This window comes from Kribbella swartbergensis (assembly GCF_054784135.1).
In genome coordinates this window covers 15365-31826 of sequence record NZ_BAAGPM010000041.1, presented here as the reverse complement: position 1 = coordinate 31826, position 16462 = coordinate 15365, and the positions used below count along the sequence as shown (strand labels likewise).

Genomic DNA, 16462 nt, shown 5'->3' with positions numbered 1-16462 from the left:
GTCGGGTCCGTCCGGAGGGTGACGCCCGGGCAGGGCCGTGAATGCCAGAGTGCCTGGCATGGAGCAGGCGTTCGAGTTGGTCGGGTTGACGAAGGTGTTCGGGGAGCAGCGGGCGGTCGACGAGCTGAGTCTCACCGTGCCCAAGGGTTCGTTCTTCGGAATGCTCGGGCCCAACGGGGCCGGGAAGACGACCTCGTTGTCCATGGCGGTCGGGTTGCTGCGGCCGGACGCGGGGACGGCGCGGATCTTCGGCGCCGACGTGTGGGCGGAGCCGACCCGGGCGAAGGCGCTGGTCGGCGTATTGCCCGACGGGCTGGGGATGCCCGAGCGGCTGACCGGGCGTGAGGTGCTCACCTACCTCGGTCTGCTGCGCGGACTGCCGGCCGACGAGGTCGAGCGCCGTACGACGGAACTCCTCGAGGTGCTCGAACTCGACCACGAGGACGACAAGCAAGTGATCGGCTATTCGACCGGGATGCGGAAGAAGCTCGGGCTGGCCGTCGCGCTGCTGCATGCGCCGCGGCTGCTGGTGCTGGACGAACCGTTCGAGGCCGTCGACCCGGTGTCGGCGGCAACGATCAGGACCATCCTGAACAGGTTCATCGCCGGCGGCGGCTCGGTGGTCATGTCGAGTCACGTGATGGCGCTGGTCGAACAGCTGTGCGACCGGGTGGCGGTCGTCGCCGACGGCAAGGTCGTTGCTTCAGGCACCGTCTCCGAGGTGCAGGCGGGCGGGACGCTGGAGGACGCGTTCGTGTCCCTGGTCGGCGCCTCGACCCGTGGCGCGGAGGGACTGTCGTGGCTGTCGGTCTGACGTACGCGACCTCACAGACGCTCGTCCGGATGCGGCTGGCCGCGTTCCGGCACGCGCTGAAGGACCAGAACCGGCTGACCTGGATCGGCACCGGCGCGTTCGCCGGTCTGGTGCTCGCCGGCGGGACCATCTGGCTGGCCGGCACCGGTGACGTGGACATGCTCGTCGTCGCGCTGGCGGTGTGGATGCTCGGCTGGATCGTCGGGCCGCTGTTCGCGGGTGGCGGTGACGAGACGCTCAAGCCGGAGTATTTCAGCATGCTCCCGCTCACGCCCCGCACCCTCTCCGCAGGTCTGCTCACTGCCGCACTGGCCGGTGTCGCACCTGTCATCAGCCTGTTGGCTCTCTTGAGCCTGGTAGTCCTCGGTGCTCAGCTCTCGGTGGCCGCCACTCTGATTGCGTTGCCTGCTGTGGTTCTGCAGTTGCTGTGCCTCGTGCTGGCGTCGCGCCTTGCTGTTGCCGTGTACGGCGTACTGCTGCAGGTCCGGTCCGGCGCCGTACTCGCTGCCGTCGTCAACGCGTTCATTCTCGCGTTCACCGCGCAGGGCTGGGCACTGATCGTCGCCTTCGTGTCCACGGACGTGCAGGGCACCATGGCGCGCGCAGCACGTGTGGCACCGTCTGGCTGGGGTCTGGTCGCCGTCGAGGCCGCAGGTCGTGGCGACTGGCTGCGGGTCGTTCTGGCGCTTGCTGGTCTCGCGGTGCTCGGTGTGGTGATGTTCGTTGGCTGGTCCGCTCTCCTGGTACGACGTACGACGGCCACTCGCGCGGGCCGCAAGCCCCGGCGGCTGTTGACGGGCACAGGTCCAGGTGACGCGGCCGCAGCCAAGGAGCTCCGATCCTGGACACGTGACCTGCTCTACGGGCACCGGGCTGTGTTCGCGATCAGCTACGGCCTGTTCTTCTGCCTGATGCCACTGGCCGTCGGGTGGAAGGGCATGCTGCCCTGGGCCGGTCCGGCCGCTCTCGTGATGGCCGGCTCCATGTCGTCCAACCTGTACGGCTCCGACGGTACGGCGCTCTGGACGACCCTGATGACTCCCGGCGCGGCCGGACCGGACGTCAGAGCTCGTCAGCGCGCGTTCCTCCTGGTGTTCGGCCCGCCGACGCTGCTGATCACGCTGCTGCTTACGTGGTGGTCAGACTCCTCCAACGCCTGGCCACTCGTGCTGAGCGTGCTGCCGGCGCTGCTGGGCGGTGCGGCCGGGCTGGTCGTCGCCTGCTCGGTATTCGCCGCCGTACCGACGACTGATGCGCACAAGCGGTCCGGCAACCCGCTCAACTCGGGTGAGAACGAGGGCGAGACCATGGGCGTCGTCTGGCTCATGCTCATCCTGGTGTCACTCACCGCCGGCCCGGCACTCGCCGCAGCCCTTGTCTGGTCGTGGTGGGGCGTCCCAGTTGGCCTGGCAACCGGCGTACTGGCCTGGTGGTACCTCGGCCGCCTCACGATCACCCGCCTCGAGCAACGCGGCCCCGAACTCCTCACCCTGCTCAGACACGGCCGCTCCACCACCGAGCAGGCCGAGAAGGCCGCCCAATACGCCCACATCCCCCGCTGGCGCCGTACCCTCGCCGGCTTCTGCCTGGGCTTCGGCGCCATCCCCCTCTTCCCCCAAGGCGTGGTCCCCGCCATCTTCAAACTCACCAACCACACCGACACCAAGTCCTGGTTCCTCGCCCTCCACCTCCCACCCCAATGGCACTGGCCAGTAATCACCACCATGACCACCCTCGGCCTCACCATGTACGCCTACGGCGCCCTCACCTACCTCAACGCCAAGAAGAAGGCCCCACTCACGGCCAGATCGAGGTGATCCATTCGGGGTGGTCTATGAAAGGGTTTCGGTTGTGTTGGTAGGTGGTGTGGATGACGTCGTTGCGGCGTTTTTCGAAGGTGTCGGGTGGGTCGGCGGCGGACCAGGCTTTGAGGACGGCGAGTTTGCCCATGTAGGGGGCGGTGCCGTTGCCGACCGAGTTGTTGAGTTCGAGGTTGGCGAAGCCGTCGTCGCCTTCGTAGCGGACGGCCATGTAGAAGATCATCCGGGCGACGTCGCCGCGGACCGCGGCGCGGGGTGCGAACGAGTCGCCGTCGGCGGTGCAGCCGGCGCATTCGGCGACCGTCGTACCGCCGTTGTCGAAGTCGAGGTTGCCGCGGGCCGCGTTGACCGAGACGTCCTCCGGGCGGAGGTGGTGGATGTCGGTGCCGGGACCGGTCGCCGTACCGAAGTCGCCGTGGGACTTGGCCCAGACGTGTTCGCGGTTCCAGTCGTCCGGGTCGCCGCCGTTGGTGGTCTTGCTCTGTGACCGACCGGAGTAGATCAGGATCACGTTGTTGCTGTTCGCCGGGTCCTGGTCGGTGTCCTTGAGTGCGTTCCAGACCTGGTCGTAGGTCAGCTTCGTCTGGTTCGAGATGATCGAGTGCAGCGCCGCCTTCAGTTCGGCGCCGGTCTTGCCCTCGGCGGCCGCGTAGTAGTCCCCCGGATCAGGTCCCGGGTCCGACGAACCACCGCCACCGAACGCGGTGGTGCTGGTCAGGCCGGGGTGCGAGAAGTAGGCGCTGAGCTTGCCGGTGACGGTGATCTGCTGCCCGAGCAGTCCAGGGTTGCTCTTCAGACCGTACGACGACCTGAACGCCGACGTGATCTGGACGTACAGCATCGACGACGTACTGGTCTGCGACGCGGAGTCCGCCAGCGCGAGTGCGTAGTCGTTCGGGAAGTTGCTCCGGACAACGGTGTTGGTCGCGGTCGGCTGGCCGACGACGTACCCGGTCACCGTCGCGACGGAGCCGTCCTGGCGCCCGATCGCCGTACCCACCGAGATCGACGTGGCGGCCGACGTCGGTGTCACGCCGACACCGAGCAACGCCAGGACGACGCTGAGGATCAGGACGGGCCGTAGAGCACGGGAACGAGGCACGGCATCTCCCAGGGGCGGTTGGGGACCACTGCGTCGCAAGCAGTCTGCCCACGGGAACGGGCCGCCGAACATCCGGACCGGGAACGCCGGATGAAGGTTTGTCTGCCCGCCGCGTGGGACACCGTAGGGGCGCCAGGTTGAGTCGGTGGGGCGGCGAGCGTGTGAGTGACGCTCGCCGCCCCACCTGGGTGTATGGGCCCCCATCAGGCCGCGACGAGTCGCCGCGGGCTGCTCTGCCCATCCACCAGTGAGGCGCAACTGGCGGGCTGCACCTCACCGACACGGGTGGCGTGGTGCGGACGCCGTAACGGACCGTACTCAGTCGGGAACGCGTTGTCCACAGGTCAGAGCAGCTGTCTCACGCTACTGACGAGTCACTGCACAAGCGGCGGTCATCCCCTTGACAGCGCTCAGGTACGGCGTCACCGCCGCTTGTCCAGCCAGTCCGCCCAGACGGACAACGCTTCGTGCGGATCCCGGCGGCCGAGGCCGACGCGGAACCGGTCGGCCGGGGTGTCGGTCAGCTCGGAGGTGTAGATGCTCGACGGCAGCAGCAGTACGCCGGCCTGTTCGACGAGGTCGCCGCACATCGTCTCCACTCCGTCGGCACCGAGGTAGCGCGGGAAGCAGACGCAGCCGCCGTCGGGTGGTGCGAACTCGAACAGGTCCGGACAGCGCGCGAAGAACTCGGTGAAGACCGGCAGGTTCTCGGCGACGATCCGGCGGTTCCGGTCGAGCAGGTGGTCGCGGGCGCGCAAGGCGATCAACGCAAGGATCTCGCTCGGCGCGGAGTTGCAGATCGTCGTGTAGTGCTTGGCGCGTTCGAGCTTGCCGAGGACGGCGCGGTCCCGGCAGGCGATCCAGCCGATCCGCAGACCGGGCAGCCCGTACGCCTTCGACATCACGTTGAGGGAGAGCGCCGTACCGGAGAGATCTGTTGCTTGTGGCAAAGGTTCCCGGGAGAGCTCGAGACCGCGGTACACCTCGTCGCTGAAGAGCGTGATGCCGCGGTCCTCGCAGAGCTCCACCAACGCCTGCCAGGCCTCAGGTGTGGGGACTGCGCCGGTCGGGTTGTTGGGGAAGTTGACCGACACCATCCGGGTGTTCGGCCGGAGGGCGCGTTTCACCGCGTCGACGTCGAGCGCCCAGTTGTCCTCGGGCCGCAGCGCGACGCCGGTCACGTCACACACCGACAGCGGCACCGTCTCGGCCGCCTGGTAGTTCGGCGTGAGTACGACGACATGGTCGGTGGGCTCGAGGAGCGCCCGCATCGCCAGATAGATGGCTTCCTCGGCGCCCGCGAAACAGAGGATGTCATCGGGCTCGGCGCTGGAGTAGGGCGCGGCGATCTCGGCACGCAGCGCGGGCAGTCCACGGGTCTCGGTGTAGCCGAGGGTCAGTGATTCCCACCGCTGCCGGCCGTCGTCGTCGGCCAACGCGAGCAATTCAGTCAGGCTGTGCGTCTGTGCGTCCGACGCGGTCAGGTGATAGCGGGCGTTGAACTCCCACTTCGCGAAGTACGTCTCCAGCCGGAAGTCAGGCAGGGTCGGCATGGGATTCCTTCCGGGTCTGGGCGAGGAGTTGGTAGAGCGCGGACCGGGAGATCCGCAGCGCGCGGGCAACCGCCGGCACCGACCGCCGCTGGCTCAGTACGCCGGCCGCGTCCAGCCGGCCGACCAACTCCACCCGATCCGGCCGGCTCAGCCGCTCGACGGCCACACCGCGCTCGCGGACGTAGGCGGCGACGATCTCGTTGAGGGTCTCGGACCAGTCGTGCTCGAACAGGGCCCGCGGCTGCCCGGTCACCGGCGCGGCGAAGGCGGCCAGCAGCCGGCTCGCCTCCTCGAAGGCGGTCCGGTCGACGTTCACGCAGAACACGTACGCCGGTGTGCCGTCGTCGTCCCGGATCACGGCGCTGATGCTGGACAGCCGGCGGCCGTCCGGCAGCACCTTCGGATACGGCCCGTAGACGTCCGGTCCGGTCGTGGACAGTTCGTCCAACTCGCCGAGCAGGGACGGGTCACCCGGCGCGCGGCCGGACAGCGGGTTCCAGATCGCGGCGACCTGGTCGGACGCCGGATCGTGCAGCACGACCTCGGCATGCGGCGCCAACAACCGGGCCAGCGCATCCCCGATCGGTGCCAACTGCTCAGGCGTCATGTCTGGACGTTAGGTCCAGGATGGACGACTTGTCCAGCCTGGTGGTCCATGCGCCGGGCCCGCCGCAGCCCGTACATCAGCAGGCCGATCGAGATCACGCCGACGACGGCGTACGTGATCCGCCCGCCGATCCCGTCCCAGGCGGTGTGCAGCGCGACGGCCAACCCGTACATGCCGAGGAAGCCGGCGAAGTGCTTGCCGGTCGGCGCGGTGACGAACCGCCACAGACCCCAGCAGGTCAGGCCGGTCCAGGCGGCGTGCCCGGCCGGCGACAGCAGACCGCGGATGAACAGCGTCTCCTCGGCGGCCCCGACGTTCCCACCCGACTGCAGCAACGCCACGAACGCGTAGCCCATCGTCTCGAGTACGGCGAACCCGGTGCCGACCGCGATCCCGATCACGATCCCGCTGCCGACCGACGTCCGGTACCGGTGCCGGAAGAACAGCACCAGGACGGCCGGCACCACCAGTTTGGCTGCCTCCTCGATCAGCCCGACCCCGAGCATCGGCAGCGTGCCGAGCCGGCGCATCGCGTCGTACTCGAGCAGACCCGCGACCACCACGCCGACGACCCCGCCGAACAGCAGGCAGCCGCCGAGCGTCGGTCCGTCGATCAGCCAGCGCCCGGATCGCCCGGCCGCGAACGTGACGAAGGTCAGCGGTACGACGAGCGCGCCGAGCAGGATCATCGTCGGGAAGAGGTTCGGGTTCCGGGTGTCGGTCAGGACTCCGAGGACCAGCAGGTACAGCGCCCCGCCGACCAGAAAGGTGCCGACCCAGGCCCATCTCCGCACCACCTGGTGCGTCATCAGACGCAGCCGCCTGACCCTGCCGGTGCCGAAGGCGCGGCTCTGTGCGCTGTCATGTGCTGATGGTGGCGGGGTTGGCGTGGTTGCGCCATGTCGCAGAGACGGCAGTGATGGACAAGGCGGATCGCCGTGACCGAATTGCAAACTCTGTCGAAGAAGAGGTGCGCCTGCCCCGAACCTCTGAAGGAGAACTATGTCCCCCCAACGGATCACCGCCGCCACCCTTGCGGCGTTGCTGACCCTCGGCGCGGTCACGGCGACCCCTGCCGCCGCCGCACCGCCGCCCACACCCACCGGGAACACCGGCGTCACGATTACGGCGGTCACGCTGATCACCGGCGACGTCGTCGAGGTCACCGACGCCGGCGCCGGGAAGAAGGCGGCCGTGGTCCGCCCGGCCGCCGGCCGCGAACGCGTCAGCTTCCACAGCATCGAGGTCGACGGCGGCCTCCGGGTCCTGCCGAGCGACGCCGTACCGTACATCTCCACCGGCGTGCTGGACGCCGATCTGTTCGACGTCGAGGAACTCATCGCCGACGGGTACGGCGACTCCGCCGCCAGCCGGCTCCCGCTGATCGTCAAGTACGACCAGGGCCTGCGGACCTCCCGGCAGCTGGCCGGTACGACGACCACGCGAGAGCTCACCTCGATCGGCGGCGCGGCCGTCGACGCGGCCAAGGACAAGTTGCCCGAGCTGTGGAAGTCGCTGAAGCCGGCCGTCGGCGCCCGTGCGCTGAACAGCGGGGTCAGCAAGATCTGGCTGGACGGCAAGGTCCGCGCCGTGCTGGACAAGAGCGTCCCGCAGATCGGTGCGCCGGCCGCGTGGCAGGCCGGTTACGAGGGCTCCGGCGTCCAGGTCGCCGTACTCGACACCGGTGTGGACGACCAGCACCCGGACCTGGTCGGCAAGGTGAAGGAGGCCCGGGACTTCTCCGGCAGCGCTACCGGGCCGGAGGACCACTTCGGTCACGGCACGCACGTCGCCGCCACGATTGCCGGGACCGGGGCGGGCGCGGGCGGCACCCGGAAGGGCGTCGCGCCGAAGGCGGATCTGCTCGTCGGCAAGGTGCTCGCCGACGACGGGTGGGGCTACGACTCGTGGATCATCGCCGGAATGGAGTGGGCCGCCGCCGAGGGCGCCAAGGTCGTCAACATGAGCCTCGGCGGTGAGGCGACCGACGGTCTCGACCCGCTCAGCCAGGCCGTCAACGACATCACCGCGCAGACCGGGACGCTGTTCGTCGTCTCGGCGGGCAACGAGGGCCGGGACGAGTCGGTCGGTACTCCAGGTGCCGCGGCGGCCGCACTGACCGTGGCCGCAGTGGACCGGAACGACACGCTGGCGGACTTCTCCAGCCGCGGACCGCGTCTCGGCGATGCCGGTCTGAAGCCCGAGATCTCCGCGCCGGGCGTGGACATCATCGCCGCGCGGGCGGCGGGTACGGCGATGGGCGGGCCGGTGGACAACCTCTACACGGCGGCCTCGGGTACGTCGATGGCCGCGCCGCACGTCGCCGGAGCGGCGGCTCTGCTCGCACAGCAGCACCCGGACTGGAAGGCCGACCAGTTGAAGAACGCCCTGGTCAGCACCGCGAAGGCGCAGCCGAACCAGTCCGTGTACGCGAACGGCGCCGGCCGGGTCGACCTGACCCGGGCGGTCTCGCAGCGGGTCTTCGCAACCGCGGTCGCGGACTTCGGCCTGCAGACCTCGGCCGACGCGAGCGCCCGGACGATCACCTACCGGAACGAGTCGGACGCGCCGGTCACGCTGACCCTGTCCGTTGCCGTCGACAACCTCGACACGAACAAGCCGGAGACCGACGCGTTCGGTGTCCCGGCCACGGTCACGGTCCCGGCCAACGGCAGCACCGACGTACCGGTGAACCTGGCCGCGGCGAAGCTCGACCGTGGTCTGCACAGCGGCTGGATCGTTGCCACCGGCCCCGACGGGGTGATCACCCGCACCGCGGTCGGCACGCTCCGGCAGGGTCCGAAGCACAAGGTCACCCTGCGCGGCGTCGGACTGGACGGGCAGCCGACCGTGATCCCGGTCGTCTCCCTGTTCGGCGACAACTCGCGCTCGGACGTGCTCGCCTGGATTCCGAAGGGCGACACCTTCACGGCCGAGGTCGAGGAGGGCACCTACCTGCTGCACAGCCTGGTCGAGAACAGCGACCCGCAGGACGAGCAGGTCAGCCTGTTCACCGACCCGAACATCGTCGTCAGCAAGGACATCGAGGTCGTCATCGACGCCCGCAAGGCGGTCCCGATCACCATCGAGACGCCGAAGCCGTCGGAGCAGCAGTCGATCCTGAGCTACTACGTGAACCGGGTGTACGGCAACGGCCGGTCGATCAGCCACGGTGTGATGCACTTCAGCACGGTCAAGCAGGTCAACGTCACCCCGACCAAGCCGGTGCAGAGCGGAACCTTCGAGTTCTCGTCCCGCTGGCAACTGGTCGCGCCGATGGTCCAGGCCTCGGTCCAGGGTGTCACCGGGCCGCTGGACATCAACCTGCTGCACCAGTCCCCGTCGTACGAGGGCAAGAAGCGGTTCCCGCTGGTCTACGCCGACTCCTCGCTGAAGGGTGTCCAGGGCGCGCTGGCGGTGATCAACTCCAGTGAGGACGGCTGGGGTAACGGCAGCGAGCAGGACCAGATCGCTGCTGCCGCCGAGGCGGGTGCCGCGGCAGTGATCCTGGTGCGGGCGGCCGACTGGTCGGCGTGGACCGTGTGGCGGCCGACCGGCGACCGTGAACCGATCCCGGCGATGGTCACCACCTTCAAGGACGGTCAGAAGCTGATCGAGCGGGCCAAGCGCGGTCGCGCCACGATCGACCTGACGCTGACGACCTCCAGCCCGTACCTGTACGACGTCCAGCAGGTCTCGAAGGGCTACATCCCGGCGAAGATCACCTACACGGTGACTCCGGCCAACAGCGCGCGGATCACCACCCGGTACGCCGACAACGGTGGCTTCAACTGGGCCAAGGAGCAGCGGTTCGGGTGGCGGCCGTGGCAGGAGTACGCCTGGAACGACTCGCAGCGGTTCGTGGAGACGCCGAAGATCCGCGAGGAGTGGGTGACCTCGGGTGACTCGCTCTGGCAGCACCGGGTGCACCACCTCTACACCTGGGACACGATGAACCCCCTGCAAGGCGGTATGACGACGCTGCCGCGCAGCTACAAGAGTGGCCCGTCGAACGAGACCTGGTTCGGTCCGGTCGTCCGCCCGGCTGCCGCACCCGGCGTGGTGTCGTCTCGCACGGGTGACCGGCTGTCGCTGCGGATCCCGTCGTTCGTGGACGCGGCCGGGCACTACACGGTCGGCGAGACCACCTCGTCGTCGGCGGTGCTGTCGCGCAACGGTGAGGTCGTCGCCGAGTTGCCGGACGCGTGGGAGGACGTGATGACCTCCAGCGGCGACGCGGCGTACAAGCTGGACCTCTCGACCGAGCGGATCGACTCCGAGGGCGAGTGGAACTGGGGTACGCGTACGCAGACCTCGTGGGAGTTCCGGTCGAAGCAGACGCCGACGGACAAGGCGACTCCGCTCTCGCTGCTGCAGGTCGGCTACACCGTTCCGACCGACCTGACCGGTCGTGTCGCCGCCCGCACTCACGCGGTGGGCTTCAACGTCGTCGGAGCAGCCCGGTCGACCACGCTGCAGGCCTGGGCGTCGTACGACGAGGGCAAGACCTGGAAGACGCTGGCGGTGGTCGGTGCGCTCGGCCACTACCTCGCCGTCGTGCCGTCCGCGCACGACACCGTGTCGCTGAAGGTCCGCGCGACCGACAGCACCGGCAACGCGGTCACCCAGACCGTGATCCGCGCGTACGGCGTGAAGTAGCCAAGCTGAGCTGGGGCGGCCTACAAGTCGCCCCAGCCCAGATCCGGCCCAGGTCCGGCTCAGATCCAGCCGCGTCTGGCCGCCTGGAAGGCCAGCCCGGTCCGGGTGTCGACACCGGCGAGCGCCATCATCCGGTCGAGGCGGCGTTGGACGGTACGGCGGCTGATACCGAGCTGGGACGCGATGGACTTGTCCGGTACGCCGGCCACCAGCAACGACAGGAGGAAGCGTTCGGAGTCGTCCAGGCCCTCGGTGTCGTCGGTGTCGGTCGACTGGAGCTTCACCGGGGTGGCCAGCTCCCAGTAGCTCTCGAAGAGGGCTAGGAGCGCGTCCAGCAACTGGCCGCGGCTGATGACCGCGGCCGTCGGTTCCCCGATGCCCAGCTCGTCGTCACGGACCAGGGGACAGACCGCGGTCGATCGGTCCACGATCGCCAACCGGACCGGGAGGGTGGGCAGCGTCCGGGCCTCCTCACCCCAGCTGACACCCTCGGCGATGGTGTCAAGCTCACCGGGCGTCTCCAGCAGGGCCCGCTCGTAGATCGCGCGATAGCTGACGCCTCGGCTCAGGGCGCCGTATTCCTCGGTGTTGTCCGCGCCCTGCATCGCCAGCGGGTTGGCGCGACAGAACCACAGGATCTCCTTGCGGGCGGACTCCTGCAGGTCGCGGAGGCGTTCGCGAAGTGCCTTGGCGCCGACGATCACCTCGACCAGGTGGTGCGCGTCCCGACGGCTCGCACTGGCGCGGAACTCCTCGCTCAACGCCGCCACGGTCTTGCGGGCCGCCTCCAGCGACTCCTGCCGGCGGAGCAACGTCGTACCGAGTGCGACGTCCGGTGGGAGTGGGCGGAACACCGGGCCGTCGGCGTAATGGACGGCCACCAGTCCCTTCGCCTGGAGACGCTGCAGCACCTCGTCAGCTTCGTGCTGCGGCAACTCCGCCACCTCGGCGAGCTCCGACGGCCGGGCCGCGGACAGCCCGACCAGCAACCGGTACGCCTGCTCCTCGCGCGCATCGAGTAACGAGCCGTCGTGCATCGTTTGCCCCCTCTCGTGAGCCCCACCTAACCAGCCATTCCAACGCTGTAGTGAGCCCACCTCCTGGCACACCCGGGTCACGGCACAGTGGTGCCATCACAGGTTCGACCCATCGGCGTCCCTCCCGGTCCGAAGTTCGCGGAACCGGCCGCCCTCACCGGGGCGGCGGGGCGGGGACGGAGACGACCCCTGCGACCGCCGTTGAGAGAGATCCCCTATGAGTCTGACTGACTACGCCGGTGCCGCCGGCCTGATCGCCGCGGCCGTGCTTGCACTCTGGATGCTTCGAGGCCCAAGCCGTCCGCCGACCAGCACGCCGCGCCACCGCGGGACCCCTGCCCTTCGCCTGCCGAAGCCGAGCCATCCGGAGCGCGCCGCTCGCAGGTGATTCATTGATACAGCTTCCGCTGAATACATCAACCGCTGTACAGTCGGCCGCATGGAGACCGTTGCCCGGGATGAGGTGCTGGCCCGATTCGGCCACGCGTTGTCGGATTCAACCCGGACGGGCGTGCTGCTGGCGTTGCTGGAAGGCCCGGGGTATCCGGCCGACCTGGCCGAGCGACTGGGCGTGAGCAGGCAGTCGTTGTCGAATCACCTGGCCTGTCTGCGTGGCTGCGGGCTGGTCGTGGCGGAGCCGGAGGGCCGCCGGACGCGGTACGAACTGGCCGATCCCAAGCTGGGTACGGCGCTCACCGCGCTGCTCGACGTGGTGCTGGCGGTGGATCCGGCATGTCGCTGACGAACATCGGTACCCCGGCCGACCGGCGCCGGCTCGGGCGTCGCGCGCAGTGGCTGGCCGCCGCGAGCGTCAGCTACAACCTGATCGAAGCGGTGGTGGCGATCTCGGCGGGCGTGGTCGCCGGGTCGGTCGCGCTGGTGGGGTTCGGGCTGGACTCGATCGTCGAGGTGGCCAGCGGGCTGATCATCCTGTGGCAGTTCCGGCACCCGCTGCCGGAGACACGGGAACGCCGGGCGTTGCGGTTGATCGCGCTGTCGTTCTTCGGGCTGGCCGCCTACGTGACCGTCGAGTCCGTGCGGGCGTTGGCCGGGAGGACGGAGCCGGACGCGTCGCCGGTCGGTATCGGGCTCGCGGTGGCGTCGCTACTGGTGATGCCGGTGCTGTCCGCGGCCCAACGCCGTACCGGCAAGGCGTTGGGGTCCAACGCGGTCGTTGCCGATGGCACGCAGACGTTGTTGTGTACCTACCTGTCGGCGGTGCTGCTGGTGGGCCTGGTGCTGAACGCGACGCTCGGGTGGTTCTGGGCCGACCCGGTGGCCGGGCTGATCATCGCGGCGGTCGCCGTACGAGAAGGTGTGGAGGCGTGGCGCGGGGAAGGGTGTTGCGCACCGAACGCGAAGGCGTGCGACTGTCCTAACTGTTGAGGTGGAACGTCATGCCCTTGTACTCGCGGGTGGCCGGCCGGGCCGCTTCGGTGAGGGCCGGCGCTTGGGTGGGTGCCGTCAGCGGCGCGACGCCGAGGTGCGCAGCGGACTGACCTATGCGGGTGCTGACCCAGTCCCGCAGTCCCGGATCGGCGACCATCAGCCGCCGGCCGTCGTCCCGGAGCATGCCGCGAGCCACCAGCCGATGGCGGTCCTCGTCCAACTCCTGCCAGCGGCCCAGTGCGGCGAGGCCGGTGTCGCCCGGCAGGGCGAGCCCGTGCGGACCGTGGGCGGCGACCTTCGCCAGCAGGTCCTTCTCGGTGTCGGAGCAGTTGTTCCAGGCGGCCTGGTAGAGCACCCGGGACTTGTCGTTCACCTGCAGCGTCGCGGCCTGGGCGACGTCGACCGTCACGCCGCCTTGCCGCAGGGCGAGCGGGAGCGCGGTCTCGGCCAGGTTGCGCAGCCGGGTCGGATCGCCGTTGGCGGACCGGACCAGCTGGTCCACCGCCTCGGGCTGGTACGCGATCCCCGCTGCGCGCAGCGGCTCGGTCAGCGCCGGCCGCAGTTCGTCATCGGAGAGCGGCCCGACCTCGCGGACGTCGAACCGGCCGGTCACTCCGGTCGCGATCCGGGATCGTCCGCCGGACGCCGCCATCAGCCGGGTTGCCGCCAGCTCGCCGCCGGCCGCGATCAGGAACACCGGCCGGCGCTGCTGCTCCAGGTACGCCGACAGTTCGGTCAGCGCGGCGAGGTCGCGCTCGGAGGCGACGTCGAGGTTGTCGACCATCAGCAGCACGGGCTCCGGCGGCTTGCGGTTCGCCGCGAGTTCGCCGAGGCGGCCGGCCAGCTCGTTCAGCGTGCTGCCGACACTGTCCTGGTTGCCGGCCTCCCACTGGGTCTTCGCCACGCCCTGCACGAACGGGACCGGCATCACCCGGAGCTCGGCGCCGTTCTGCCGGCCGCGGTTGCGCTGGCCAAGGTCCTTCACCAGCTTCTTCAGCCGGCGCGCACCGAGCATTCCGTACCGTTTGCGGATCGTGCCGAGGTCCTCGGTGACCTTGCGGACGAACCGGTTCTCCAGCGGCTCCCGCGGCGAGGCGTCCACCCGGATCCCGACCCAGCCCTGCTTCCGGGCCAGTGCCTCGGCCCGGTCGAGCTCGAGGCTCTTGCCCATCCCGGGCGGCCCGGTGAACAGCACCGAGTTGCCCTCGGGTGTGCGCAGGTCCAGGGAGATCGGCCGGCCGAACCGGTCGGTGCGCGTGACCGTGTAGGCCGGGTTCCGCGGCGTACCGAAGACCTGGCTCATGGCTCCAGCGTGCGGACCGCAGCGGACGCCGACACGGGTTGCACGTGTCCGGCGGGTGAACTCTGCCCGCCCGCCGGTTGAACCGGTCTACCGGCTCCGCCCGATCGGGTACTGATGCGGGTGGATCCTTGGCAGCGTGACAGGCCACTGTCACGCTGCCTTCATGGCGATCAGACGAGTGATGGCGGCGCTGGTGACGGCGCTCCTGGTGGGGTTGCTGCTCACCGCGGCGCCCTCGGCGCAGGCAGCACCCGATCCGAACCTGACGGTGGTCGACGTCAAGCTGAGTCGTGCGAGCGTCGCGGTGTCCGGACTCAATCTCGCGCCGGTCGCTGTCACCGTGCACGCGAAGTACTCCGACCCAGGACCGAGCGACGGCACGCTCTTCGTCCTCCTCGAGCGTCAGACCGGTTCGGGGTGGCCGAGGTACCTGGCGTCGACGAACCTGCCGCTCAACTCGGGCACGGTGGAGGACGGAACCTGGGCGGGGACGCTGTTCGTGCCGTCGACCGCGAACGGGACCTGGAAGGTCACCGGCGTGCAGTTCGGTCAGTACGGCATCCCTGGTGACATGACCGAGCCGACGCCGTTCGACGGGCCGTCCCTGGCGGTTACCGGGACGAACCGGCCGAAGGTCACCGCGTCGGTGTCGCCGAAGGTGGTGCCGTTCGGGTCGCCGTACTCGATCCGCTGGGCGGTGACGAACTCGGCGACCGGCAAGCCGTACGGCAGTCGGCTCACCGTGCTGCTCGCCGTCGACAACGGATGCGCCGAGGACGCCGGTGGTGACGTGGTCCGGACAGACACGAACGGTGTGGTGACCAAGTCGTACACCTCGGCCGACGGGCAGTGGCTCAACTGCCTGCGGATCACCGGTAAGCCGGTGGACATCGCCGGCCTGGGGCTGGTGGTGGCGCGGCCGGGGATCGTGTCGGCGGTGCCGTCGAAGACGAGTGCTCCGGTCGGGTCGGTCGTGCCGGTGAACGGTTCGGTGGCGGGAGCGCCGTACAACTGCAAGGTGTGGTTGCAGCGGCTGTACGGCGCGACGCAGTGGCGGTCGGTGAGTTCGGGCTCGGTGCGGCAGAGCGGGCGGTTCACGGTGAACGCGCAGCCGGCGTACCGGGGCCTGATCCCGTACCGCGTCTATTTCCCGGCCTGCCACAACTACCGGGCGGGCGTCAGCAAGGTCTTCTACATCCGCGGTCTCTGACGTCGGTACGGCGGCCCGGACGGGTGAGCTAGCCTGAGGTTAGGTAGACCTAACCTAACTCGCTGGCCTGACCGGGCCGCCCGACGTACCCGAGAGGACCGTGGTCTCGTGACCAGCCCCGCACCCCGCCGCAACCGCGTCTGCAAGCGCGCGGTCGTCCGCCGGACCGAGCGCATCACCCCGCACATGATCCGGGTCGTGTTCGGCGCCGACGACTTCGTGGACAACGGCTACACCGACCACTACGTGAAGCTGCTGTTCCGCAAGCCCGGCGTCGAGTACCCGGAGCCGCTCGACCTGGGCGTGATCCGGGAGACGTACCCGTCGGACCAGTGGCCGACGATGCGGACCTACACGGTGCGGAACTGGGACGAGGCCACCCGCGAGCTGACGATCGACTTCGTCCACCACGGGGACGAGGGTGTGGCCGGGCCGTGGGCGGCCGCGGCGCAGCCGGGCGACGTGCTGTGGTTCAACGGGCCGGGCGGGGCGTACGCGCCGGACGCGGCCGCCGACTGGCATCTGCTGGTGGGTGACGAGAGTGCGCTGCCGGCGATCGGGGCCGCGGTCGAGCAGTTGCCGCCCGGCGCGCGGGCGACCGTGCTGGTCGAGGTGGAGGACGAGACCGAGGAGCAGAAGTTCGGCGGCGCGGGTGAACTCGACGTCACCTGGTTCCACCGGGCGGGGAGCGCGGCAGGCCGCGGCGACGGCCTGGTCGCGGCGGTCGAGGCGCTGGAGTTCCCGCCCGGCGACACCCAGGTCTTCGTCCACGGCGAAGCCGGGTTCGTCTTCCGTATCCGCAAGAACCTCTTCGCCGACCGCGCCCTCCAGCGCGATCGCGTCTCCCTCTCCGGCTACTGGCGCCTGGGCAAGAACGAAGACGGCTGGCAGGCCGAGAAGGCCGAGACCGCCCGCAAGGAACCCGAAGTCGCCCGAGCCTGACTCCAACCAGACCGTCGCGTACGGCG

At 69.6% G+C, this 16462-nt stretch carries 13 protein-coding genes; 7 read left to right on the top strand and 6 right to left on the bottom strand.

All coding sequences use genetic code 11. The features are described 5' to 3' along the window. Positions 1–58 precede the first annotated feature (58 nt). Positions 59–814 carry an ABC transporter ATP-binding protein gene (locus tag ACYVOK_RS33075; protein ID WP_460666531.1) on the top strand — a complete coding sequence of 252 codons (756 nt, stop codon included), beginning with the start codon at positions 59–61 and terminating at the stop codon, positions 812–814. Further along, the gene (locus ACYVOK_RS33070) at positions 799–2631 is read left to right on the top strand and encodes a hypothetical protein (RefSeq protein WP_460666530.1); all 1833 of its coding nucleotides are present in this window, start codon (positions 799–801) and stop codon (positions 2629–2631) included. The genes ACYVOK_RS33075 and ACYVOK_RS33070 overlap by 16 nt, the downstream gene beginning before the upstream one ends. Here the strand turns inward: ACYVOK_RS33070 and ACYVOK_RS33065 are convergent. The 4 genes from ACYVOK_RS33065 to ACYVOK_RS33050 form a co-directional block, all read right to left on the bottom strand. Beyond that, positions 2612–3736, bottom strand: a complete 1125-nt coding sequence (locus ACYVOK_RS33065) for an endonuclease (protein WP_460666529.1) — start codon at positions 3734–3736, stop codon at positions 2612–2614. The two genes, ACYVOK_RS33070 and ACYVOK_RS33065, sit on opposite strands and share 20 nt — an antisense overlap. A 422-nt stretch (positions 3737–4158) precedes the next feature. Then, positions 4159–5289, bottom strand: a complete 1131-nt coding sequence (locus ACYVOK_RS33060) for an aminotransferase class I/II-fold pyridoxal phosphate-dependent enzyme (RefSeq protein WP_460666528.1) — start codon at positions 5287–5289, stop codon at positions 4159–4161. Then, on the bottom strand, positions 5273–5896 hold the full coding sequence (locus tag ACYVOK_RS33055) for a helix-turn-helix transcriptional regulator (protein WP_460666527.1): 624 nt from the start codon (positions 5894–5896) through the stop codon (positions 5273–5275). Before ACYVOK_RS33055 ends, ACYVOK_RS33060 begins: the two co-directional genes overlap by 17 nt. After that, positions 5893–6705 carry a PrsW family intramembrane metalloprotease gene (locus ACYVOK_RS33050; protein WP_460666526.1) on the bottom strand — a complete coding sequence of 271 codons (813 nt, stop codon included), beginning with the start codon at positions 6703–6705 and terminating at the stop codon, positions 5893–5895. Before ACYVOK_RS33050 ends, ACYVOK_RS33055 begins: the two co-directional genes overlap by 4 nt. A gap of 193 nt (positions 6706–6898) precedes the next feature. Here ACYVOK_RS33050 and ACYVOK_RS33045 point away from each other — a divergent pair, with 193 nt between their 5' ends. Continuing rightward, positions 6899–10555, top strand: coding sequence for a S8 family serine peptidase (locus tag ACYVOK_RS33045; protein WP_460666525.1), 3657 nt, complete (start codon positions 6899–6901; stop codon positions 10553–10555). Between the two features lie 59 nt (positions 10556–10614). On the opposite strand, the gene ACYVOK_RS33040 is transcribed toward ACYVOK_RS33045, so the two are convergent. After that, positions 10615–11592: a helix-turn-helix domain-containing protein gene (locus ACYVOK_RS33040; RefSeq protein WP_460666524.1), complete on the bottom strand. Its 978-nt coding sequence runs from the start codon at positions 11590–11592 to the stop codon at positions 10615–10617. A gap of 439 nt (positions 11593–12031) precedes the next feature. Between ACYVOK_RS33040 and ACYVOK_RS33035 the strand changes: the two genes are divergently transcribed. Both ACYVOK_RS33035 and ACYVOK_RS33030 read left to right on the top strand, forming a co-directional pair. Then, complete coding sequence (locus ACYVOK_RS33035) at positions 12032–12334, top strand: ArsR/SmtB family transcription factor (RefSeq protein ID WP_460666523.1); 303 nt, start codon at positions 12032–12034, stop codon at positions 12332–12334. After that, entirely contained in the window at positions 12325–12978 is a 654-nt protein-coding gene (locus tag ACYVOK_RS33030; protein ID WP_460666522.1) for a cation diffusion facilitator family transporter, read from the top strand. Before ACYVOK_RS33035 ends, ACYVOK_RS33030 begins: the two co-directional genes overlap by 10 nt. Here the strand turns inward: ACYVOK_RS33030 and ACYVOK_RS33025 are convergent. Beyond that, positions 12968–14284 carry an AAA family ATPase gene (locus ACYVOK_RS33025; protein WP_460666521.1) on the bottom strand — a complete coding sequence of 439 codons (1317 nt, stop codon included), beginning with the start codon at positions 14282–14284 and terminating at the stop codon, positions 12968–12970. The two genes, ACYVOK_RS33030 and ACYVOK_RS33025, sit on opposite strands and share 11 nt — an antisense overlap. A gap of 163 nt (positions 14285–14447) precedes the next feature. Between ACYVOK_RS33025 and ACYVOK_RS33020 the strand changes: the two genes are divergently transcribed. Continuing rightward, positions 14448–15494, top strand: a complete 1047-nt coding sequence (locus ACYVOK_RS33020; protein ID WP_460666520.1) for a hypothetical protein — start codon at positions 14448–14450, stop codon at positions 15492–15494. Between the two features lie 108 nt (positions 15495–15602). Beyond that, positions 15603–16436 (top strand): siderophore-interacting protein, encoded by an 834-nt coding sequence (locus tag ACYVOK_RS33015; RefSeq protein ID WP_460666519.1) that lies wholly within the window; start codon positions 15603–15605, stop codon positions 16434–16436. The last annotated feature ends 26 nt before the right edge of the window (positions 16437–16462 follow it).

Excerpts from the sequence above, each read along its gene's own strand:
- ACYVOK_RS33075 (WP_460666531.1), top strand. The coding sequence starts at position 59 with ATGGAGCAGGCGTTCGAGTTGGTCGGGTTGACGAAGGTGTTCGGGGAG.
- ACYVOK_RS33060 (WP_460666528.1), bottom strand. The coding sequence starts at position 5,289 with ATGCCGACCCTGCCTGACTTCCGGCTGGAGACGTACTTCGCGAAGTGG.
- ACYVOK_RS33055 (WP_460666527.1), bottom strand. The coding sequence starts at position 5,896 with ATGACGCCTGAGCAGTTGGCACCGATCGGGGATGCGCTGGCCCGGTTG.
- ACYVOK_RS33050 (WP_460666526.1), bottom strand. The coding sequence starts at position 6,705 with ATGACGCACCAGGTGGTGCGGAGATGGGCCTGGGTCGGCACCTTTCTG.
- ACYVOK_RS33045 (WP_460666525.1), top strand. The coding sequence starts at position 6,899 with ATGTCCCCCCAACGGATCACCGCCGCCACCCTTGCGGCGTTGCTGACC.
- ACYVOK_RS33040 (WP_460666524.1), bottom strand. The coding sequence starts at position 11,592 with ATGCACGACGGCTCGTTACTCGATGCGCGCGAGGAGCAGGCGTACCGG.
- ACYVOK_RS33035 (WP_460666523.1), top strand. The coding sequence starts at position 12,032 with ATGGAGACCGTTGCCCGGGATGAGGTGCTGGCCCGATTCGGCCACGCG.
- ACYVOK_RS33030 (WP_460666522.1), top strand. The coding sequence starts at position 12,325 with ATGTCGCTGACGAACATCGGTACCCCGGCCGACCGGCGCCGGCTCGGG.
- ACYVOK_RS33025 (WP_460666521.1), bottom strand. The coding sequence starts at position 14,284 with ATGAGCCAGGTCTTCGGTACGCCGCGGAACCCGGCCTACACGGTCACG.
- ACYVOK_RS33020 (WP_460666520.1), top strand. The coding sequence starts at position 14,448 with ATGGCGATCAGACGAGTGATGGCGGCGCTGGTGACGGCGCTCCTGGTG.